At 65.1% G+C, this 19636-nt stretch carries 17 protein-coding genes; 7 read left to right on the top strand and 10 right to left on the bottom strand.

Annotated features, from left to right (window positions below; all coding sequences use genetic code 11):
* Window positions 1-5: 5 nt before the first annotated feature.
* Together ACSKB8_RS42610 and ACSKB8_RS42605 are read right to left on the bottom strand one after the other, a co-directional pair.
* Complete coding sequence (locus tag ACSKB8_RS42610) at window positions 6-1910, bottom strand: diguanylate cyclase domain-containing protein (protein WP_438111393.1); 1905 nt, start codon at window positions 1908-1910, stop codon at window positions 6-8.
* Between the two features lie 159 nt (window positions 1911-2069).
* Window positions 2070-2285 (bottom strand): hypothetical protein, encoded by a 216-nt coding sequence (locus ACSKB8_RS42605; RefSeq protein WP_438111391.1) that lies wholly within the window; start codon window positions 2283-2285, stop codon window positions 2070-2072.
* A gap of 109 nt (window positions 2286-2394) precedes the next feature.
* Here ACSKB8_RS42605 and hemE point away from each other — a divergent pair, with 109 nt between their 5' ends.
* A complete protein-coding gene (hemE, locus tag ACSKB8_RS42600) occupies window positions 2395-3429 on the top strand; it encodes a uroporphyrinogen decarboxylase (RefSeq protein WP_438111390.1) in 1035 nt (344 codons plus the stop codon).
* Window positions 3430-3600: 171 nt separating this feature from the next.
* Here the strand turns inward: hemE and hemC are convergent, their stop codons facing one another.
* The 3 genes from hemC to ACSKB8_RS42585 all read right to left on the bottom strand — a co-directional run bounded on the left by hemC (window position 3601) and on the right by ACSKB8_RS42585 (window position 7191).
* Window positions 3601-4581 (bottom strand): hydroxymethylbilane synthase, encoded by a 981-nt coding sequence (gene hemC / locus ACSKB8_RS42595; RefSeq protein WP_438111388.1) that lies wholly within the window; start codon window positions 4579-4581, stop codon window positions 3601-3603.
* A 102-nt stretch (window positions 4582-4683) separates the two neighbouring features.
* Complete coding sequence (locus ACSKB8_RS42590; RefSeq protein ID WP_438111386.1) at window positions 4684-6309, bottom strand: GMC family oxidoreductase; 1626 nt, start codon at window positions 6307-6309, stop codon at window positions 4684-4686.
* A gap of 291 nt (window positions 6310-6600) precedes the next feature.
* Window positions 6601-7191 (bottom strand): TetR/AcrR family transcriptional regulator, encoded by a 591-nt coding sequence (locus ACSKB8_RS42585; RefSeq protein ID WP_438111384.1) that lies wholly within the window; start codon window positions 7189-7191, stop codon window positions 6601-6603.
* Window positions 7192-7497: 306 nt separating this feature from the next.
* Here ACSKB8_RS42585 and ACSKB8_RS42580 point away from each other — a divergent pair, with 306 nt between their 5' ends.
* A complete protein-coding gene (locus tag ACSKB8_RS42580; protein WP_438111382.1) occupies window positions 7498-7863 on the top strand; it encodes a nuclear transport factor 2 family protein in 366 nt (121 codons plus the stop codon).
* A 317-nt stretch (window positions 7864-8180) separates the two neighbouring features.
* A complete protein-coding gene (locus tag ACSKB8_RS42575; protein WP_438111380.1) occupies window positions 8181-10142 on the top strand; it encodes a putative bifunctional diguanylate cyclase/phosphodiesterase in 1962 nt (653 codons plus the stop codon).
* Between the two features lie 214 nt (window positions 10143-10356).
* Here the strand turns inward: ACSKB8_RS42575 and ACSKB8_RS42570 are convergent, their stop codons facing one another.
* From ACSKB8_RS42570 to pgm, 4 genes are all read right to left on the bottom strand, one after another.
* The gene (locus tag ACSKB8_RS42570) at window positions 10357-11337 is read right to left on the bottom strand and encodes a PDR/VanB family oxidoreductase (RefSeq protein WP_438111378.1); all 981 of its coding nucleotides are present in this window, start codon (window positions 11335-11337) and stop codon (window positions 10357-10359) included.
* Between the two features lie 10 nt (window positions 11338-11347).
* Window positions 11348-12100: a GntR family transcriptional regulator gene (locus tag ACSKB8_RS42565; protein ID WP_438111377.1), complete on the bottom strand. Its 753-nt coding sequence runs from the start codon at window positions 12098-12100 to the stop codon at window positions 11348-11350.
* Window positions 12101-12103: 3 nt separating this feature from the next.
* The gene (locus ACSKB8_RS42560) at window positions 12104-13153 is read right to left on the bottom strand and encodes an aromatic ring-hydroxylating dioxygenase subunit alpha (protein WP_438111375.1); all 1050 of its coding nucleotides are present in this window, start codon (window positions 13151-13153) and stop codon (window positions 12104-12106) included.
* Between the two features lie 289 nt (window positions 13154-13442).
* Window positions 13443-15089: a phosphoglucomutase (alpha-D-glucose-1,6-bisphosphate-dependent) gene (gene pgm, locus ACSKB8_RS42555; protein ID WP_438111373.1), complete on the bottom strand. Its 1647-nt coding sequence runs from the start codon at window positions 15087-15089 to the stop codon at window positions 13443-13445.
* Between the two features lie 126 nt (window positions 15090-15215).
* Between pgm and ACSKB8_RS42550 the strand changes: the two genes are divergently transcribed.
* On the top strand, window positions 15216-15419 hold the full coding sequence (locus ACSKB8_RS42550) for a hypothetical protein (protein ID WP_091894083.1): 204 nt from the start codon (window positions 15216-15218) through the stop codon (window positions 15417-15419).
* A 183-nt stretch (window positions 15420-15602) separates the two neighbouring features.
* Window positions 15603-16397 carry a transglycosylase SLT domain-containing protein gene (locus ACSKB8_RS42545; RefSeq protein ID WP_438111371.1) on the top strand — a complete coding sequence of 265 codons (795 nt, stop codon included), beginning with the start codon at window positions 15603-15605 and terminating at the stop codon, window positions 16395-16397.
* Window positions 16398-16418: 21 nt separating this feature from the next.
* Here ACSKB8_RS42545 and ACSKB8_RS42540 read toward each other — a convergent pair whose 3' ends face one another.
* On the bottom strand, window positions 16419-17234 hold the full coding sequence (locus ACSKB8_RS42540; RefSeq protein ID WP_438111369.1) for a response regulator: 816 nt from the start codon (window positions 17232-17234) through the stop codon (window positions 16419-16421).
* 289 nt (window positions 17235-17523) lie between these two features.
* Here ACSKB8_RS42540 and ACSKB8_RS42535 point away from each other — a divergent pair, with 289 nt between their 5' ends.
* Window positions 17524-18681 carry an acyltransferase family protein gene (locus ACSKB8_RS42535; RefSeq protein ID WP_438111368.1) on the top strand — a complete coding sequence of 386 codons (1158 nt, stop codon included), beginning with the start codon at window positions 17524-17526 and terminating at the stop codon, window positions 18679-18681.
* Between the two features lie 97 nt (window positions 18682-18778).
* Window positions 18779-19627: an MBL fold metallo-hydrolase gene (locus ACSKB8_RS42530; RefSeq protein WP_438111366.1), complete on the top strand. Its 849-nt coding sequence runs from the start codon at window positions 18779-18781 to the stop codon at window positions 19625-19627.
* Window positions 19628-19636 lie beyond the last annotated feature (9 nt).

The following is a 19636-nucleotide window of genomic DNA, read 5'->3' as shown; positions in this document are numbered from 1 at the left end:
ATGAGCTACTGGCCGGACGCCTTGAGCATCAGGCTGGCAACTTCGCCCGACATCATCAATCGGTTGCGCCCGGCTTCCTTCGCGGCGTAGAGCGCCTGATCGGCCGCCTCGACGAGCGAGGCCACGCCCGCCGTGCGCTCCAGCACCGGCCGGCACGCCGCGCCTCCGAGCGAAGCGGTGACGCAACCGGTCGCATGGTTGGTGGTGTGGACGAGGCCTGCCTCGCGGATCGCCCGCCTGATCCGGTCGCCGACCCGGGCGCAGCCTTCGGCATCGGTGTTCGGCAGCAGCATGGCGAATTCCTCGCCGCCATAGCGCGCCGCCAGATCGCCGGGACGCTGCATTTCGGTCGCGATGATCTGTGCCACCAGGCGGAGGCAGGCGTCGCCCGCGGGATGGCCGTATTCGTCGTTGTAGGCCTTGAAGTGGTCGACGTCGATCATCAGCAAGGCGAGGCTGGAGCGGTCGCGGTAGGCACGCGCCCATTCCTCCATCAGCCGTTCGTCGAAGCGACGGCGGTTGGCAAGACCCGTGAGGCTGTCCTCGATCGCGAGCGTCTCGAGCCTGGTCTCCAGCTTCTTGTGTTCGGTGATGTCGCGCGAGATCGCCACCACGCCGTCGACGCGGCCATTGTCCTTGCGCGTCACCCGCATGGTCGATTCGAGCCAGACTTCGCCGTTCTCCCGGTGCGCGTTGCGATAGACGAGGCGCGCCTCCTCCGTCTCGCCGCGCTTCATGGCGTCGACGATCGCCTGGACCTGCGGCAGATCCTCCGGATTGATGCCAGCGAGCGCAGGCGTGCCGATGAGTTGATTGGCGCGCCAGCCGACGAGGCGCACCGACGCGGGCGAGACATAACGCAGCCGCTCGTCGAGCCCGATGCGGGTCACCATGTCGCTGGAGCCTTCCGCGAGCAAGCGGAAGTGCGCCTCCTTCTCGATCAGGGCCGCGGCCATGCGCTGGCCCCGCTGCAACTGCCGCACCAGCATGGCACCGATGATCGCGATCAGCATCACCAGGGCGACCACGTAGAGCATGCGGGAGATCGCGGCTGCGCGCCAGGGCGCCAGCAGTTCGTCCTTGTCGACGGTAGCGAGCAGGACCAGCGGGTAGCGGCTGCCGCGCTTGAAGAAGCTGACGCGCTGGGCGCCGTCCAGCGGCGACTTGAAATGATAGGCGCCGCCCGGCCGCTGCAGGCTGGCGTCGCGGAACAGCGGCTTGTCGGCAACACTGTGTCCGACGAACTTTTCGTTGTTCGGGTTGCGCGCGACGATCAGGCCGTCGCCATGCGTCAGCGCCACCGAGCTGTTGCGGCCGATCTCGAACTGCTCGTAGAAATGCGAAAGATATTTCGAGCTGATGGTCGCGAGCACCACGCCGCCGAAGCTGCCATCCGCCTTGTTGAAGCGGCGCGACAGGGTGACGACCCATTCGCCGTCCAGGAGGCTCTTCACGGGACGGCCGACATGGGGCTCGCGTTTCGGAGAGAGCTGGTGATGGCGGAAGAACGCGTCGTCGCTGAAGGTCGAGCCGATCGTGCCGGGCAAGGTCAGCCAATTGCCCTGATCGTCGATGATGCCGAGGCTGTGAATGCGCTCGATGGCCTTCTTGCGCGCTTCCAGCAGGGTACGCAGCTTCGCGATCGTGGCAGGGCCGGCGCCGTCCATCTCCAGCCGGCTGACGACGCCGACGACGCCGGAATCCAGGAGATCGAGGCTGTCCTCTGCATGCTGTGTCAGCGAGCGGGCAACGTTGGCCATCTCGGCCTCGGCACCCTTGAGCACGGCATCGCGCGCGGCCCATTCGCGCCAGGCGCTGATCCCAAGGATGGTCGCGCAGGTGAGCGCGACGAACGCGGCCGCGCGCAGCGGCAGACGGCTCCATCCGGCTCTTTGGGTCACAGCACTCATGCGGCAGAATTCTCCGATCGTTCGGAAACTCTGCCGCTTCTGTTATTGAACTCTGAAATTACCGCAGCAATGCGCGGCGATCCCGTAGTCGTACGGACGCAAGCATCGGCCATCGCTAACAGAACATTAGCGTGCTTATCGGAATCCGGCTCCCGCCGGCTAGCTGAAGATGGCCTTAACTTTGTTCCAGACCGAGGGGTGCTCGGCATCCGCATCCGCCTTCGAGGGTGTCGGTTGCGCGGCGCTCACGGGATCGGAGGCCGGGAACGTATCCTTCAGACCGTCATCGAGCTTGGCGTTGCGATCGGCGGCGAGCGCTTCGCGCAGATCGTCGGCGTGCTTGTCGTGCGGCGCAGGGTTGAATGTCTGAGCCATGAGATCCTCCTCGATTGGCTGGTCAACGCGGCGCATTTGCGCCGGTTCCCCTGTTCCGCTCAGGCCTCTCACGGTGTATCAGGAACCTCAATCTGCATCAGGACAGCTCGTGCCCCAATCTGCGACAAAGCCCTTCATCGACGTGCTCTCCGGCCAGCGCCAGGCCATCCCGCCCATGTGGATGATGCGGCAGGCCGGCCGCTACCTGCCGGAATATCGCGAGGTGCGCGCCAAGGCAGGCGGCTTCCTCGATCTCTGCTTCAACCCGGAGCTTGCCGCCGAGGTGACGCTGCAACCGATCCGGCGGTTCGGCTTCAATGCTGCGATCATCTTCTCGGACATCCTGGTGATCCCCTATGCGCTCGGCCGCTCCGTGCGTTTCGAGGTCGGCGAAGGCCCGCGGCTCGAACCGCTGGATGATCCGGCGAAGGTTGCGACGCTGGCCGCGCGCGCCGATTTCTCCAAGCTCGCGCCGGTGTTCGAGGCGCTGCGGATCGTGCGCGGCGCGCTCGCTCCCGAGGTTGCCCTGATCGGCTTCTGCGGCGCGCCGTGGACGGTGGCGACCTACATGGTCGCCGGCCAGGGCACGCCCGACCAGGCGCCGGCGCGAATGATGGCCTACCGGCATGCGGAGGCCTTTGCGCAAATCATCGATGCGCTGGTCGACAACTCGGTCGAATATCTGCTGGCGCAACTCGCCGCCGGCGCCGATGCCTTGCAGATCTTCGACACCTGGGCCGGCGTGCTGCCGCCCGCCGAGTTCGCGCGCTGGTCGATCGAGCCGACGCGGCGCATCGTCGAAGGCGTGCGCGCAAAGGTGCCGGATGCGAAGATCATCGGCTTCCCGCGCGGTGCCGGCGCGCAGCTGCCGGCCTATGTCGAGGCAACCGGCGTCAACGCGGTGAGCATCGACTGGACCGCGGAGCCGGCCTTCATCCGCGAGCGCGTTCAGAGCAAGGTCGCCGTGCAGGGTAATCTCGACCCGCTGGTGTTGATCACTGGTGGCGCAGCGCTCGACCGCGCCGTCGACGACGTGCTGGCGAATTTTGCGAAAGGGCGCCTGATCTTCAATCTCGGCCACGGCATCCAGCCGGAAACGCCGATCGCCCATGTCGAGCAGATGCTGAGGCGCGTGCGGGGCTGATTTATTTCGCCCAAAGGGGCGCGGCAAAACAAAAAGTGCGAAAACAACCCCATGCACAGTAGACAAGTCATTGAAAAATCTAGGCCGGCATGACTCACCCCGCGCGTTTGACACGTCGGGCAAAACAGGCGCAGGATGACACCATCGCCGATTGTGATTTCGCGGGCAGGCTCAGCGCGGCCGGCTGCGTTCGATGATCTCGGCGGCCCCCCTGGCCAACAGATCCAACGCCACAGCACGGCCGAGCTCGCGCGGACGATTGGCGGGGCCTGAGCGCGAGGCCTCGATGATGGTATTGCCGGAGAGGTCGAGCACAGATGCGGACAGCGACATCTGATCGCCGGCAATGGTCGAGAACCCCGCCACCGGCGAATTGCAGTGGCCATTGAGCACCCACAGCACTTCGCGCTCGGCATCGGCACAGGCATGCGCGGCGGGATCGTCGATCGATGAAAGGATCTGCCGCGTCTGCCAGTCCTGCGCGGCGCATTCGACCGCGACGATGCCCTGGCCCGCCGCAGGCAGCATCTCCGCCGCGGTGAATTCGTAGGCGATGCGGCTGGAAAGACCGACGCGGTCGAGGCCCGACCGCGCCATGATCAGCGCATCGGCCGGTCCCACCGCACCGCCATCCGGCAGGCGCTGCTTCTCGCCGTTGTCGAGCTTGCGCACGCGCGTGTCGGCGGCGCCGCGGAAGTGGATCACCTCCACCTCCGGAAACAGGCGCCGCGCATAGGCGGCCCGGCGGACAGCGTTGGTCCCGATCTTGAAACCCTTGCCGCGGGACTGGCGCAGCGCCTCCAGCGTCACGCCGTCGCGCAGCACCAGCGCGTCACTGGGCGGATCGCGCGACAAGGTGGCGCCGATGACAAGGCCGGGCGTGTCCTCGTTGCCCGGCATGTCCTTGAGCGAGTGCATCGCCGCCTGGAGCTCGCCTGACAGCACGGCGGCGCGGATCTGCGCCACGAAGGCGCCGCCCTTGCCGCCGTGGGGCAGGAGCTTGCTGGTCTGGTCGAGATCGCCCGTGGTGTCGAACTTGACGATCTCGACGTCGAGATCGGGCACGGCGGCGGTCAGGCGGCGTGCAATCTCTTCCGTCTGTGCCAGCGCCATCGCGCTCTTGCGGGTGCCGATCTTGAATCGCGTAGCCAAGTCCTGATCCTTTCGAGACGCGTCATTTTGTTTGAGCATGATCTTATCGGAAAACCGGTTCCCACTTTGCGCCAACGCGGCCCTTCGGGTCCGGATCATGCTCTAACGCGCATCCTCCAATATCATGTCGGAGGCCTTTTCGGCGATCATGATGATCGGCGCGTTGGTGTTCCCCGACACGAGGTCCGGCATGACCGAGCCGTCGACGACGCGAAGGCCGACGAGCCCCCTCACCTTCAGCCGCTGGTCGACCACCGCGAGCGCGTCATTGCCCATACGACAGGTCGAGGTCGGATGGTAGATGGTGCTGCCGCGCTCGCGGCAATAATCGAGCAACTCGGCGTCCGTGGATACCTTCGCGCCGGGATCGTACTCATTGACCACGAACGGCTTCATCGCCGGCGCGTTCAATATCTTGCGCAGGATCTTCAGGCCCTCGACATTGGTGCTGCGGTCGGTTTCGGTCGACATGTAGTTGATGCGGATCTCCGGCGGCACGGTCGGGTCGGCACTTTTGATGCGCAAGGTTCCGCGGCTTTCGGGCCGGAGCTGGCACACGGAGGCGGTGAAGCCCGAGAAATCGTGCAGCTTCTCCCCCATCTTGTCGGTCGAGAACGGCAGGAAATGCACCTGGATGTCGGGTGACGCCAGCCGCGGGCTGGTCTTGAAGAACGCGCCCGCCGTGCCCGCCGCGATCGTCAGCCAGCCCTTCCGGAACAGCGCATAGCGCGCCCCAGCCATCGTGCGGCGGAGCGGATGATTGATGGTGTCGTTCAGCGTGATCTTCTGCGAGCAACGCATCACGATGCGGACCTGCATGTGGTCCTGGAGGTCATGGCCGACACCGAGAGCATCGAGCACGATGTCTATGCCGTGCTTGCGCAAGAGATCGGCGGGACCGACGCCGGAGAGCTGAAGCAGCTGCGGCGAGTTGTAGGCTCCGCTCGACAGCACGATTTCCTTGCGGGCCCGCGCGCGGCGCAAGGCCGCGCCTTGCCGGTATTCGACGCCGACGGCGCGGCGCCCTTCGAACAGGACGCGCTGGGCGAGTGCGGAGGTCTCGATCTTGAGATTGCTGCGGGTCTTCGCCGGGCCGAGATAGGCCACCGACGTCGAGGCGCGCCGGCCGTTGCGCGTCGTGGTCTGGAATAGGCCGACACCTTCCTGCGTGGCGCCGTTGAAGTCAGGGTTGTAGGGCAAACCGGTCTCGACCGCGGCGTCGATGAAAGCTTTCGACAGCGGATCGGTCACGATCATATTGGAGACCGGCAGCGGCCCGCCGCTGCCGTGATATTGATCGGAGCCGCGGGATTGGTTCTCGGCCTTCTTGAAGTAGGGCAACACGTCGTCATAGCCCCAGCCGGTGTTGCCGAGCTGGCGCCAGCGGTCGTAGTCCTCGTGCTGGCCGCGGACATAGAGCAGGCCGTTGATCGAGCTCGAGCCGCCCAGCGTCTTGCCGCGCGGCTGGAACACCTGCCGTCCCTTCAGCTCGGGCTCCGGCTCGGTCTGATACATCCAGTTGACCGTCTTCTCCTTGAACAGCTTGCCGTAGCCGAGCGGGACGTGGATCCAGATGTTGGAATCCTTCGGGCCGGCCTCGAGCAGCAGCACGCTGTGCTTGCCATTCGCAGAGAGCCTGTTGGCGAGCACGCAGCCGGCGGAGCCGGCACCGACGATGATGTAGTCGAATTCGGGATCGGACGGCGCGAGCGAGGAATTTGCGTTCATGCGCTACTGTTCTTTTTGTTGGTGTTGGCGTTTCCAGTTTCGTCACTTAGAGCAGGCTAAATTCGATCAGCGATGCGAGCTTCACCTCTCCCCGACGGGGAGAGGTCGGATTGCGCTCGGCGATGCGAAGCATCGTCCGTAGCAATCCGGGTGAGGGGCCGCAACGGCGAGTGAGACTGTAACCCCTCACCCGGATTGCATCTTCGATGCAATCCGACCTCTCCCTACAGGAGAGGTGAATCCGAGTTCTTGGCTCGCATCGCCTACAAAACTGATCTCGCATTAGCACAATCATGCACGCAGGCGCAGCGCCTCGACCAGCGACCTGAACGCACGGGCATATTCCGCACCCGCCCTTGCGATATCGGCGCGCCCGGCGCAGGCGACCGCGGCTTCCGTGACGGCGCCGAGCAGCAGCCGGGCCAGGGGCTCGACCGGCTGGCGCGCGATCAGGCCGGCCTCCATCGCCGCCGCGATCGCGCGCGGCAGCTTGCCGCCAAAGTGCTTGGCGTCGATCTCGCGCCAGCGTTCCCAGCCGAGCACGGCGGGCCCATCACGCAGGATGATCTGGCCGGTGGGGCCCTTTGCCGTCGCCGCAAAGTAGTGCTGGGTACCGGCAACCATGGCTGCGAGAACATCCTTCTCGGCGCGCGCGGCGCTATCGATCTCGACAACGAGGTCGCGCGAGACCTGGTCGAACACGGCTTCGAACACCGCCTCCTTGGTCTTGAAGTGATGATAGACCGCGCCCTTGGCAATGCGGGCGGCGTCCGCGATCTCGTCCATGGTGGTGGCGGCGAATCCTCGGCTCCCGAACAGGCGGCGTGCCGCCGTCAGGATCGCTTCCATCGTCGCCGCGCGCCGTTCCGCCTGCTTCGCCATGTGCCTCGTCGAGGTCCACCTCTCCCCGACGGGGAGAGGTGGATTGTGCCTGGCGATGCGAAGCATCGTCCAGTGCAATCCGGGTGAGGGGCCGCGGGCACACAGTGGAGACCCTAACCCCTCACCCGGATCGCATCTTTCGATGCGATCCGACCTCTCCCTACGGGAGAGGTGTTCTGAGTTCTCGGCTCGCATCGCTTCAACTCACTCTCGCTTTAATCCAATCGAGCACCGGCGGCCAGTTGACTTTTCGACCATCGGTCGGTATTTACCGACTATCAGTCGGTTTTGATTGTGAGGTGTTCGATGCCGAGCCGTGACATTGTCGAGGCGTTTGCGCAGCGGCTGGAAGCCGGAGACTTCATCGGCGCCATCGAACAGTTCTGCACGCCTGATGCCGTGACCTACGAGAACAACGCTGCCCCGACGGTTGGCCGCGACAAGCTCGTCGCCAAGGAGCGTGGCGTGCTGGCGGCATCCAAGGACGTCAAGGCCGTGCGTGTCGGGCCGAGCCTGATCGAGGGCGACCACGTCGCGACCCGCTGGCTCTTCAGCTTCACCAACGCCGAGGGCGTCACGCGGACACTGGACGAGATCGCGTGGCAGACCTGGCGGGGCGACCAGCTGGTCGAGGAACGGTTTTACTACGATCCGAAACAGCTGGGGCGGTGACCGCGCCTGCCTCTCGCCCTGCCACCGCTGTCATCGCCCGCGAAGGCGGGCGATCCAGTACTCCGCGGCGGCTGTGATAAGTCGGGGGGCCGCGGCGTACTGGATGCCCCGCCTGCGCGGGGCATGACAGCGGAGTTAGGGGCGAACATTTCCTGCCATCACGCATTTGTATCGATTTGTTATCGATACCTTCGTTTGAACACGTAGAAGTGCTCACTCCCATTGCGGCAGCTAGGGATAATTCATAGTTCGTCAAAGGTTTGCAGCGAATTTTCCGCTTCTAGCCGGACAATCGGCCGATGCTGCTAGGCTCTGGAATGCGGACTCAAACGACCAGCTATTTCGCACGGCTGTTCGCCGGCGATCTGTCGGCCTTTGGCGGTCCCACAACCGACGAGGCGGTGGCCGGCCATATCCGGGCCGAGCAGATGTCGCTGGTGCTCGGCTATTCGGTCGGCATCATGCTTGCCAACGCCTGCAACGCCATCGTGCTGGCCATCGCGTTGTGGCAGTCGCCGGACAGGATGCCCGCCCTGATCTGGGCGGCCGCCGTCGCCAGCGCCGCGATCGGGTTCGGCGTGCAATCCCACGCCGCGCGCCGCATCACCAAACCGCAATTCGTCTCGCGCCGCGCCATGCACCGGCTGGTGCGCAACGCCTTCATCCTTGGCGCGGCCTGGGGCATCGTCCCGGTCGCCTTCTTCGCCGATGCTTCGACCGGCGGCCAGCTCGTCATCACCTGCCTGTGCTCGGGCATGCTAGCCGGCGGCGCGCTGGCGTTCGCCACGATTCCGATCGCGGCCATCGCCTTCACCGCGCCCATCTTCCTCGGCATCGCCATCTGCCTCGGCAGGAACGGCGATCTCGCCTTCCTGCTGATCGCCTTCCTCGTCGTGGTCTACGGCAGCGTGCTGCTGCGCGGCGTGTTCGTCAATTCGTTCGCGTTCGCGCGGCGCGTGATGCGGCAGATCGAGGCGGAGCGCACGGTGCGGCAGGATCCCCTCACCCATTTGCCCAACCGCGTCGCCTTCAACGAAACGCTCGATGCCGCGCTCAAACGACTGGCATTGTCCGGTGAGGAATTCGCGGTGCTGCTGCTCGACCTCGATCGCTTCAAGGAGGTCAACGACCAGTTCGGTCATCCCGCCGGCGACGAATTCCTGGTCCAGGTCGCCAGCCGCCTGCAACGCTGCACGCGCGCGGCCGAGCATGTCGCGCGCATCGGCGGCGACGAATTCGCGCTGGTCATGAACAATCTGGCGCGGCCGGAAGATGCGCTCGAGATCGCCGAGCGCTTCGTCGCGGCCTTCACCGAGCCGTTCCAGATCGAGGGCCGCCAGATCGTCGGCGCGACCAGCGTCGGCATCGTGCTGGCACCGCGCGACGGCACCTCGCCGCTCGACGTCATGAAGAATGCCGATGCCGCGCTCTATCGCGCCAAGAAGGCGGGAGCCGGCACGATCTGCTTTTTCGAGACCAGCGACGACAGGGTGTCGCGCGACCGCAAGGCGCTGCAATCGGACCTCGCGGGCGCGATCGCGAGGGACGAGCTGTTCCTGGTGTTCCAGCCGTTCCTCGACCTCGGCGACAACCGCATCACCGGCTTCGAGGCGCTGCTGCGCTGGCAGCATCCCGCGCGGGGGCTGGTGCCCCCGAGCGAATTCATCCCAATCGCAGAGGAGACCGGGCTGATCCACGAGATCGGCGAATGGGTCATCCGCCGCGCCTGCGCGACGGTGGCGCAATGGCCGGACGAGATCAGGGTCGCCGTGAATTTCTCCGCGGCGCAATTTCACAACACCGGCGTCCTCCAGACCATCGTGCAGGCGCTTGCCGATGCGAAGGTCTCTCCCAGCCGGCTCGAAATCGAGATTACGGAATCGATGCTGCTGTCGAAATACGGCTCGGCCGAATCAGTCCTGAATGCGCTGCTGGAGCTCGGCGTCACCGTGGCGCTCGACGATTTCGGGACGGGCTTCTCCTCGCTCACCTATTTGCGCAAGCTGCCGTTCAGCCGCATCAAGATCGACCAGTCTTTCATCAGCGACGTCTTGGTGCAGCCGGACTGCGCCGCCATCGTGAAGTCGGTGATCTCGCTCGCGCGGGACCTGCGCATCGGCGTCGTCGCCGAAGGCGTCGAGACCGCCGACCAGCTCGAATATCTGCGTCAGATCAGTTGCGACGAGGTGCAGGGCTATCTGATCAGCCGGCCGGTCGCGGCCGATGCCGTGCTGGCGCTGCTGGACGCGAAGAAGTATCGGGCGATTTACGCGGCGTAGGCCTCGATCGGATTAGGATCGGTGCGGCCACGAAGGAGGTGCGCTCCCTCCCCCGCTTGCGGGGGAGGGCTGGGGAGAGGGTGTCTCCGCAGAGGGACTCCCCAAGAGGAGAGAACCCTCACCCGGCGCTTCGCGCCGACCTCTCCCGCAGGCGGGAGAGGTGGAGGTCGCGGCGCTATCCATTTCTCCTAACGGAATGCCGCTTCGGGCTCGGTCAGACCGCGTCCGCGCGCAGCAGCGTGTCGACCGTAATCGTGCCTCTCGCGCGGGAGACGCAGGCGCAGATCTTCTGGTTGTTTTGCTTCTGATGGTCGCTGAAAAAGACGTCGCGATGGTCGATCTCGCCGTCGACCGCAACCACGTCGATGGCGCAGAGACCGCACTCGCCGCGCTTGCAGTCGTACATCACGTCGTGGCCGCTGGCGTTGAGCACGTCAAGCATCGAGCGTTCGCGTGGAATCTCGAGCTCGACATTCGAGCCCTTCAAGCGCACCCGGAACGTCTCGGTCGGCAGCGTGCCGCTGGAGCCGAACGTCTCGTAGCGGAGATCTGAAAGCGGATGGCCGGCGCCGATCCAGGCGTGGCGCGCGGCATCGAGCATGCGCATCGGGCCGCAGAACAGCGCGAGCGTGCCTTGAGGAAGCGAGGCGAACAGCGCGTCGAGATCGAGGCGCTTGCCTTCGTCGCTGGCATGAACGACCAGACGATCGCCGAGCAGCGCGGCGAGATCGTCGAGATAGGCGGCTTCGCTGCGCGAACGCACGGCATAGTGCAGCGTGACGTCAGCGCCGCGGCGGGCTAGCGCCTGCGCGGCACCGAGGATCGGCGTGATGCCGATGCCGCCGGCGATCAGGCAATAATTTTCGCGCGCCCAGTCCACCGCGAGCAGCGAGGCGGGCTGCGTGATGTCGAGCCGCGCGCCTGGCGCTAATTGCCACATATAGCGCGAGCCGCCGCGGGAATCCTCGGCGCGGCGCACCGCGATCTTGAAGCCGTGGGACGAAGCTTCGCCGACCAGCGAATAGGACCGCGTCTCCGGCAGGCCGTCGATGCTGACGCTGACATTGATGTGGCTGCCGACCGGATAGGCTGTGACGTCGAACTGATCGGGCCGGATCAGGAATTCGCGGATGCCGGGCGCAAGGTCGCGCGTCGAGACGAGCGTCGCCGGAATCCAGGTTTCGATGAAGCGCATGGCGATTGCCTCAATCGGTTGCGGTCTTGATCAGCGCGAGCGCCGGCAAGAGGTCGAGATGGGTCCGGTTGCGCAGCGCGAGCCGCAGGTTTCGTACCGCGAGCCGCGCATGCTCGCGCATGACGGCTTCGGCGCGCGCGCCTTCGCGGTTCTCGATGGCGTCGATCACCACCCGATGATGCTCCTGGGCGATGATCAGGATCTGTTGGGCCTCGGGCAGCGCCGACTGCGCCATCACGAAGCCGCTCGGCGAGGCGAACGGCAGCGCCGAGGCGCGGTCGATCTGCCGGATCAAGGGCGGGCTGCGCGACAATTCCGTAAGCAGGGCGTGGAAGCGCGCGTTCAGCGTGACGTAAGACGAAAATGCGTCGACCGAGATCGGCACCTGGCGCAGCAATTCGTCGATCGCGGCGAGACACTCCTTGAGCGGCTCGAGCTCGCGCGCGGAGACGCCGCGCTCGGCGGCAAAGCGCGCGGCGAGGCCTTCCAGCGTGCCGCGCAGCTCGATGGAGTTGGAGATATCGCGCTCCGAGAACGCCTTCACCATGAAGCCGCCGGAGGGGATCGCCTCCAACAGGCCCTCCTCCTCCAGCCGCACCAGCGCCATGCGCACCGGCGTGCGCGAGACGCCTGTCGTCTCCACCGCCTGGAGCTCGGAGATGCGCTCGCCCGGACGCAATGAGCCCGACAGGATTTGGTCGCGCAGCGCGAGCTGTGCCTTCACGGTCTGCGAGACGGAGCGGTCAACCTCACGTTCGGCCATCGTCTACTCCGCGGCCTGGAGATGTGTTGGTGCGTTTTCCTTCGCCACCATGCGATCAATCAGCTTGCGCGACCACATCGCGCCGGCATCGATGTTGAGGTTGTAGAAGATGCGATCCGGGTTCTCGTCCATTGCGCGCTGCTGCGCTTCGAGGATCAGCTCGTCCTCGTGGAAGATGCCGGACACGCCCTCGCGGATCTCGGTGGTGATGCGCTGCTCGCCGAGCTGGTAGTTGCGCACGAACGCCCAGAAATAATGGCAGGTCTTCTCGGTCTCCGGCGTGATGGTGTTGAGCACGAAGCCGTTGACGCCCTGCGAGCGGTCGCCTTCCGGCGCGCCGGTGCCGGTCGGCGCCACGCCGACGTCGATGGCGATGGTGCACGGGGCCTCGAAACGGATGATCTGCCAGCGGTCGACGAGACCGGGCTTGCCGAGCTGCTTGGCCCAGAACGGCGGCGGCTCGATGCCGCGCATCCAGCGCGTCACCGTCACCGTCTTCTCGCCATGGGTGACGTCGAACGGCGCCTCGGCCACCGCATCGTTACCGATCGAAGAGCCGTGCACGAAGGTCTCGTGGGTGAGATCCATGAGATTGTCGAGCACCAGGCGATAGTCGCATTTGACGTGGATGGTCTTGCCGTCGCCGGCCCAGGCCGGATCGTGATTCCAGTGCATGTCCGGAACCAGCGCGGGATCGGCCAGCGCGGGATCGCCCATCCAGAGCCAGATGTAGCGGTGACGCTCGACCACGGGATAGGCGCGGACACAGGCGGAGGGATTGATGGTCTCCTGCGAGGGCATGAAGGTGCAACGCCCTTGCGCGTTGTACTTCAGGCCGTGATAGCCGCAGACGACGGTGTCGCCTTCGAGCCGGCCCTTGGACAGCGGCACCAGGCGGTGCCAGCAGGCATCCTCCAGCGCGGCCACCGAGCCATCGGCCTTGCGGTACATCACGATGTGCTTGCCGCAGATCGTCCGCGGCAACAGCACCGGCTTCACCTCGGCATCCCAGGCGGCAGCGTACCAGGCGTTCATGGGGAAGGGTTTTGTCATCGGCTCGCTCCCACGGCTTATGCATACGTTTTGTATACAGTAGCGGCGGCAAGGAGATCATTCAAGGCTCAAAGGTGGCGCATCTAATTACCGTATCCATCTATTCTGTATACAAACCTATCCACCGTCATTCCCCGCGAAGGCGGGGAATCCAGTACTCCGCGGCGGACATTGGGTTCACACAACTCCTGCCGCGGCGTACTGGATCGCCCGCCTGCGCGGGCGATGACACCGGAGGATACGGCGACCGCTCCGCTGGAGGGGCCCCCTGCGGCGCCGGCCCCGCGCCCTACGCCCCGAACACCTTCGCAAGCCCCGCCTTGGCTTCTTCCTGAATCCGCGTCAGGTGCTCGGTGCTGCGGAAGCTTTCCGCGTAGATCTTGTAGACGTCCTCCGTCCCCAACGGCCTGGCCGCGAACCAGCCGAAATCGGTCTCGACCTTGATGCCGCCAAAAGGCTGGCCGTTGCCGGGCGCCTTGCTCAGGGTGGCGCGGACGGGATCACCGGCGAGGTCCTTGAGGCCGAGCTGCTCGGGCGTCACGGATTTCAAAATGTTCTTCTGCGGCCCGGTGGCGGCAACATCGATCCGCGCGTAATGGGGCACGCCGAACTCGGCGGTGAGGTCATTGAAGAGTTGGCTGGGATCACGGCCAGTCCTGGCCATGATCTCGGCGGCGAGCAGGCCGAGGATGACGCCGTCCTTGTCGGTGGTCCATACCGTGCCGTCGCGGCGCAGGAATGAGGCGCCCGCGCTCTCCTCGCCGCCGAAGCCGAAAGAGCCCGTGAGGAGGCCGTCGACGAACCATTTGAAGCCGACCGGCGTCTCGACCAGCTTGCGGCCGAGCTTTTTCGCAACGCGGTCGATGATCGAGCTCGACACCACGGTCTTGCCGATCGCGGCATCCTTGCCCCAGTCCGGGCGATGCGCGAACAGATAGGAGATCGCGGTCGCAAGATAATGATTCGGATTCATCAGGCCGCCGGTGCGCGTCACGATGCCGTGGCGATCGGCGTCGGTGTCGTTGGCAAAGGCGACGTCGAAGCGGTCGCGCATCCCGATCAGGCTCGCCATCGCATAGGGCGAGGAGCAGTCCATGCGGATCTTGCCGTCCCAGTCGACCGTCATGAAGCGGAAGGTCGGATCGATCGCCTCGTTCACGACGGTGGCCTTGAGGCCGTAGCGCTCGATGATCGGATGCCAGTAATGCACGGCGGCACCGCCGAGCGGATCGATGCCGATCGTGACGCCGGCGGATTTGACCAGGTCGAGATCGACGACATTGCCGAGATCGGCCACGTAAGGCGTGATGAAGTCGTAGGCGTGAACGTTCGAAGACTTGCGCGCCTTGTCGTAGTCGATGCGCTTCACGCCCTTCAGGGCATCGGCGAGATAAGCATTGGCGCGCTTCTCGACCACGCCGGTGACGTCGGTGTCGGCGGGGCCGCCATGCGGCGGATTGTATTTATAGCCGCCGTCTTCGGGGGGATTGTGCGAGGGCGTGATCACGACGCCATCGGCGAGGCCCGAGCTACGGCCCTTGTTGTAGGTCAGGATCGCATGCGAGATCACCGGCGTCGGCGTGTAGCCGCCGTCCTTGTCGATCATGACGTCGACGCCGTTGGCCGCGAACACCTCGACGGCGCTGACCAACGCGGGCTCTGCCAGCGCATGGGTATCGATGCCGATGAAGAGCGGGCCAGTCAGCCCCTTTTCTCTTCTGTAGTCACAAATCGCCTGCGTGGTCGCGAGGATGTGGCCCTCGTTGAAGGTGTTCTTGAACGAGGTGCCGCGATGACCCGAGGTGCCGAACGCAACCCGTTGCGCGGGGTCGGCCGCATCAGGCTTGCCGGCGAAATATTCCGTAACCAGCCGCGGAATATTGGTGAGCGCGTCCGGCGAGGCCTGCTTGCCCGCCGCGGGATGAACATCAGCCACTGAAATACCTCGTCCTTGTCAAATTGAGGCCTGCCGCACCATAGCATTGGGCTTGCACGCGCCAACTCAAAAGCCATTGGCCGACACCGGCAACAAATGGCCGCATTTGGGCCCATGAATAGTGATATGACCATTTTCGCAACGACCCTGCTGCTCGCCAGTTCCTTGGCGCTATCGTCTCCGGCACACGTCGGGCGAACCGACGTCGAACTCAACCCGATGCTGCGCAACGCGGCCGTGGATCATGACCTCGCCAAGGTGAAGCAGCAGTTCGAACGGGAGCTCCACAGCGACGCTGCAGACCGCTCCGCGGCATCCAGCCAGCGCTAGCGCCGCGGGCCGGGCGCATCCAAAGGGCATTCCTGACGGCCGCACATGGCGTTTACTTCCCTGGGGCCGCCTCGAAAGAGGCAGGCACCACAATGCAAATTGCGGGACCATGCTATGGTTGATGCGTCCCCGCTGCCGCGCCGCAAGGCCGGTTTGTTAACTCGGAAGCTCTATCACAGACCCATGCTGTGGGATCGAACACGCTTCAATCTTGGCGCGACGTGGGGACGCGTGGCGGTCGCCCTGCTTTTGTCGGCTCCGATCTGCGCGCAGGCCAAGGACGGCGGTCCGGACGAGCCGCGCACGACGGCGGCGCTGCCGGACGGCGGGACCGAGCTCGGCGCCGGAGAAACGCCGGCATCCCGCGCCGCGATCCGGAAGATCATCGAGAGAGAGATCGCAAACACCCATTTGCCTGCCGACATCGCCGAAGCGGTGGTCTTCGTCGAGAGCGGGTACAACCCGGCCGTGATCGGCAGCGTCGGCGAGATCGGGCTGATGCAGGTGCGGCCCGAGACCGCGGCGATGCTGGGATTCCGCGGAAGCAATGCCGAACTGGCAGAGCCGGACATCAACATCCATTACGGGGTGATTTATCTCAGCGAGGCTTGGCGCCTGGCGGCCGGGGATCTCTGCCGTGCGCTCATGAAATATCGGGCGGGTCATGGCGAGGAGACGATGACCCCGCGGTCACAAGTCTATTGCAACCGGGCTCGTAACCGGCTTCTCGCGATGAACTCGGCATCGCTGAACGTCGAAGCCGCGGCCGTTCCGGCTCCGGCGCCCCCGGCCATTCCCGCGGCGCCGGCAAAACTGGCAAGTGCACCGAAGATGTCGACGCAGCCCAAAGCCGTCTATGCCCGCTATCGTCAGGGCACGGCCGCCGCCAGCCGCGCCTATTGGGCCGCCCATGAGGCCCGGATCAGCCAAATCAAGGCTCGCATCGAAGCAAGATGGAAGCGCGTCGCATCGCGTTGACGGCGATGCCCCGATCTGCCGCTAGAGCCGTTCGCTTAATGCGAGCTTGTAGCCGACGCCGGTGACGGTCCCGATCACGGGCGTGCCGCTGCCGGTGAGCTTGCGGCGCAGCCGCGCCACCAGCGCATCGACCGTGCGGATGTCGACTTCCGCTTGGCGGTTGCTGACCACCTCGATCAGATAGTCGCGGCTGAGCGGCCTGCCGTCGGCGCCGACCAGCGCGGCGAGCAGGTCGAATTCGGCGCGGGTCAACGCCACCGGCTTGCCGTCGCTGCCAAGCAGCTCGCGCCGGGTCAGGTCGATGATCCAATCACCGAACGCGATCGAATTGTGGTTGCGCGCCGCCTTGCGATCGAGCGAGCGCCGCCGCAGCACGCTGCGCACGCGTGCGAGCAAGTCGCGTAAGTTGATCGGCTTGGTGACGTAATGGTCGCCGGCGATCTCGAGGCCGAGGATGCGATCGACGTCGGTGTCGCGGCGCGTCACGAAGATGATGCCGGCGTTGCTGGTCGCCTGGATTTCCTTGGCAAGCTCGAAGCCGTCACCGTCGGGCAGCTGCACGTCGAGGAAGACGAGATCGGTACGCGCGCGCAGTGCCTGGCGGCATTCCGCGCAGGAGCCGGCGCCGACCACGTCGAAATTGTTCTCGTTGAAATAGCCGACCAGCATCGTCCGCGTCACCGGATCGTCTTCGACGACGATCAGCCGCTCGCGGCCGGCGGGGCGCAATTCCGGACGGGCGGAATCGGCCACGATCTTGGATGTCCTGTGTGTCTGCGGCACGGCCTGGAAATTCAGGTCCTCGCGCAACGCGCTGTCCTGTGAACGACCATTCACGACCTGTTCGAGCCCCCGAAATTGCCTGCCGCGATACTAGGCGTGTTGTGATGCCCAAACAATATTGGTCATGGTCTTGACGTATTAAGTATGAATTGGCCCACAATTCTCATCCCGCGCATGATCATGCCAGCATGATCCGCACGGCCGTCGCCGAGCCGACACCGCCAATTCGGCACATCCGGCTCCGGACAACCGCCGTTAACGTAAAGGACGCCTTCGGCTTCGGAAACGCCGGCCCCGCCTCTATGGTCCCCACTCGCAGACACGAGGCCATGGAGAAGGCGTGATGCAGGGGCAGGCCCGCTTGGCAGCCGGTCGAACCAAAGAAGGCGCAACGTCCTTCGGCCGTTCGCACACGCTCGACTTGCTGCGCGGTCTCGCCATTGCCGGCGTGATGGCGATCCACGTCTCGCAGTCGTTCCCGTCGCACATCGGCGCCGTCGACTTCGCCTTCATGTGCGGCTGGACCGGCGTCAACGTGTTCTACTTCGTCAGCGCCATGACGATGTGCCTGATGTGGACGCAGCGCAGCGAAACGAATCCGGCGCGCAAGTTCTATATCCGCCGTTTCCTGCGCATCGCGCCGCTGTTCTGGCTCGCGATCCCGGTCTACCTGCTCGTCAACGGCACGGGGCCGAGCGCCAACGCTCCCAACGGCATCGGACCGCTTCAGGTGATCCTGACCGCGACGTTCCTGCACGGCTTCTGGCCGGACAGCGTCAACAGCGTCGTGCCGGGCGACTGGTCGATCGCGGCGGAGATGACGTTCTATCTCGTCTTTCCGCTTCTGATCATCGCGTTCGGAGCACGCCGTCATCTCTATCTCGCGCTCGCGATCGTGCTGCATCTCGTCAATGTCTGCCTGTTCAAGCCGTTCGCCTTCGCGCTGTTCTCGGCCTATTACGGATCGGGCAACGAAGCCTTCGTCTGGACCACGCTGCACATCAGCTTCCTCAACCAGCTTCCGGTCTTCCTCGTCGGCTGCGCGCTGTTCTTCTCCCTGCGCGACGGCTTTGCGAAATCGGATGCCGCGGTCTTCGCCGTCTTCATCGCACTGTCCTTCATCGCCGACCGCGCCACCGGCTCGCATGAATTCAATTATCTGATGATCAATCTCGTGCTCGGTGCGCTGGTCGCCGGCTGCATCCGTCTCGCGATCCGCTGGCGGCCGCTCGAGGCGCTCGGCCGCGATTCCTACTCGATGTATTTGTCGCACTTCGCGGTGATCTATGGCCTGCGCCAGATCTGGCCGCTCGCGGACGGGCTGGTCTCGCTGCTCATCGCCTATGCCGTCACCGCCGCGCTCAGCTATCTCGTCGCCCGCGCGACCTGGCATCTGGTCGAGCGGCATGCGCAAGATCTGGCGCATCGCCTGACGTCCGCGAGAGTGGACCGATCAACCATCCGGCCGACCCTCGCCGCCACCGCGGCCGGCATGCGCTGAGCGGCCTGCTCCGTTCCGGCGCTGGTCCTTGATGCGGCTTGCTTAGCTTGCCGTGTTCAAATCTACTGTGAAAAATCTTCACGCTGGAGGTGGCGCCATGGAGGTCATACTGCTCGGCACCGGCGGCCCACGCCCGGATCCACGCCGGATGGCGACGACCACGCTGATCAGGCTCGGCGACGAGAACATCCTGATCGACGCCGGCCGCGGCGTCACGCTGCAGCTCAGCAAGGCCGGCGTGCCGCTCGGCGCCATCAACACGGTCTTTCTCACCCATCACCATTTCGACCACATCGGCGACCTCTACGATGTGATGCTGAATTCATGGATGCATGGCCGCAAGGACGAGCTGCGCATCTATGGCCCTCCGGATACCGAACGGCTGGTCAATACGCTGATCACGCAGGTCTACGACAAGGACATCACCTGGCGGGATCGCGGCGAGCCGGCCTTCGGCGGCTGGAAACCGGTGGTCGCAACGGACATCGTGCCCGGTCCCGTTCTCGACACCGGCCGCTGGAAGGTCAGCGCCGAGCTCGTCTCGCATGGCGACGGCCTCGACATGCCGCGGGCCTTCCTCCAACGCTGGATGTGTCTCGGCTACCGCTTCGAGGCGGAGGGCAAGGTCATTGCGATTTCCGGCGACACGGTCCCCTGCCCCGGTCTCGAGCGACTGGCTGAGGGCGCCGACCTGCTCGTTCAGTGCTGCTTCCTCGCAACGCCAGAAATCAACAATGAGCACTTGCGCCGGCTTGCGAAATTCACGATCGCCTGCGGCGATACGGTCGGCAAGGTCGCGGCCAAGGCCGGCGTCAAGAAGCTCGCCCTGACCCATCACCGGCCGCGCACCGACGATTCCATGCTGAACGCGCTGCTCAACGATGTCCGGCGGGACTACTCAGGTCCTGTCGTGCTCGGTGAGGACCTGACGCGCATCGAGGTCTGAAGGCATCGC

It is taken from the genome of Bradyrhizobium sp. BR 1432, assembly GCF_051547705.1.
Taxonomy (GTDB): domain Bacteria; phylum Pseudomonadota; class Alphaproteobacteria; order Rhizobiales; family Xanthobacteraceae; genus Bradyrhizobium; species Bradyrhizobium zhanjiangense.
The sequence above is the reverse complement of the archived record's forward strand: the minus strand, read 5'-3'. Positions and strand labels throughout refer to the sequence as shown.

What these genes read in the sequence shown, in the direction of transcription:
- ACSKB8_RS42610 (WP_438111393.1), bottom strand. Translation starts at nt 1,910, where the DNA reads ATGAGTGCTGTGACCCAAAGAGCCGGATGGAGCCGTCTGCCGCTGCGC.
- ACSKB8_RS42605 (WP_438111391.1), bottom strand. Translation starts at nt 2,285, where the DNA reads ATGGCTCAGACATTCAACCCTGCGCCGCACGACAAGCACGCCGACGAT.
- ACSKB8_RS42590 (WP_438111386.1), bottom strand. Translation starts at nt 6,309, where the DNA reads ATGAACGCAAATTCCTCGCTCGCGCCGTCCGATCCCGAATTCGACTAC.
- ACSKB8_RS42585 (WP_438111384.1), bottom strand. Translation starts at nt 7,191, where the DNA reads ATGGCGAAGCAGGCGGAACGGCGCGCGGCGACGATGGAAGCGATCCTG.
- ACSKB8_RS42580 (WP_438111382.1), top strand. Translation starts at nt 7,498, where the DNA reads ATGCCGAGCCGTGACATTGTCGAGGCGTTTGCGCAGCGGCTGGAAGCC.
- ACSKB8_RS42575 (WP_438111380.1), top strand. Translation starts at nt 8,181, where the DNA reads ATGCGGACTCAAACGACCAGCTATTTCGCACGGCTGTTCGCCGGCGAT.
- ACSKB8_RS42570 (WP_438111378.1), bottom strand. Translation starts at nt 11,337, where the DNA reads ATGCGCTTCATCGAAACCTGGATTCCGGCGACGCTCGTCTCGACGCGC.
- ACSKB8_RS42565 (WP_438111377.1), bottom strand. Translation starts at nt 12,100, where the DNA reads ATGGCCGAACGTGAGGTTGACCGCTCCGTCTCGCAGACCGTGAAGGCA.
- ACSKB8_RS42560 (WP_438111375.1), bottom strand. Translation starts at nt 13,153, where the DNA reads ATGACAAAACCCTTCCCCATGAACGCCTGGTACGCTGCCGCCTGGGAT.
- ACSKB8_RS42550 (WP_091894083.1), top strand. Translation starts at nt 15,216, where the DNA reads ATGACCATTTTCGCAACGACCCTGCTGCTCGCCAGTTCCTTGGCGCTA.
- ACSKB8_RS42545 (WP_438111371.1), top strand. Translation starts at nt 15,603, where the DNA reads ATGCTGTGGGATCGAACACGCTTCAATCTTGGCGCGACGTGGGGACGC.
- ACSKB8_RS42535 (WP_438111368.1), top strand. Translation starts at nt 17,524, where the DNA reads ATGCAGGGGCAGGCCCGCTTGGCAGCCGGTCGAACCAAAGAAGGCGCA.
- ACSKB8_RS42530 (WP_438111366.1), top strand. Translation starts at nt 18,779, where the DNA reads ATGGAGGTCATACTGCTCGGCACCGGCGGCCCACGCCCGGATCCACGC.